Raw genomic sequence first — 1,107 nt, 5'->3', positions numbered from 1 at the left:
GCAACACCGACGGCTACTACGCCCTCGACGGCAACAACGTCGTCCTGACCCAAAAGGGCGCCGACTACGTCAACGCCGGCAACCAACTGCCAAAAATCGACCTGACCGTCACCGACCCTCAGGGCGCGAACTCCACGGGTTCCGGCCAGCCGACCGTCAACCTGCATAACGACGTGCCGGTGATTGAAGTCGTTGCCAACACTCTGGAAGAAAACTCCGCCACAGTCGGCACCGTCGCCGGTACCTTCACCGCGACCGACGAAGAAACCCCACGCGAAGGCCTGACCATCTCCTTCACGGGCAACAGCAACACCGACGGCTACTACGCCCTCGACGGCAACAACGTCGTCCTGACCCAAAAGGGCGCCGACTACGTCAACGCCGGCAACCAACTGCCAAAAATCGACCTGACCGTCACCGACCCTCAGGGCGCCAATTCCAGCAACAGTGGCCAACCGACCGTCAACCTGCACAACGATGTGCCGGTAATTGAAGTTGCTCCAGCCACGATTGAAGAAAACTCCGCCGCAGTAGGCACCGTCGCCGGTACCTTTACCGCGACCGACGAAGAAACCCCACGTGAAGGCTTGACCATCTCCTTCACGGGCAACAGCAACACCGACGGCTACTACGCCATCGACGGCAACAACGTTGTGCTGACTCAGAAGGGTGCTGACTACGTCAACGCTGGCAACCAACTGCCAAAAATCGACCTGACCGTCACCGACCCTCAGGGCGCGAACTCCAGCAACAGTGGCCAACCGACCGTCAACCTGCACAACGACGTGCCGGTCATTGAAATTGCTCCGGCCACGATTGAAGAAAACTCCGCCGCAATAGGCACCGTCGCCGGTACCTTCACCGCGACCGACGAAGAAACCCCGCGCGAAGGCCTGACCATCTCCTTCACGGGCAACAGCAACACCGACGGCTACTACGCCATCGACGGCAACAACGTTGTGCTGACTCAGAAGGGCGCTGACTACGTCAACGCGGGCAACCAGCTGCCTAAGATCGACCTGACTGTGACCGATCCATCGGGCGCGAACTCCACGGGTTCCGGCCAGCCGACCGTCAACCTGCACAACGATGTGCCAGTGATTGAAG

Annotated in this window: 1 protein-coding gene; it reads left to right on the top strand. The window is 60.2% G+C overall.

Annotation, left to right across the window (positions count from 1 at the left end; all coding sequences use genetic code 11):
• On the top strand, positions 1–1,107 hold a 1,107-nt coding region (locus GIW02_RS26995; RefSeq protein ID WP_236422220.1), incomplete at both ends, for a hypothetical protein.

The organism is Pseudomonas syringae (genome assembly GCF_021606685.1).
GTDB classification, from domain to species: domain Bacteria; phylum Pseudomonadota; class Gammaproteobacteria; order Pseudomonadales; family Pseudomonadaceae; genus Aquipseudomonas; species Aquipseudomonas syringae_R.
This window is presented reverse-complemented; position numbering and strand designations above follow the sequence as displayed.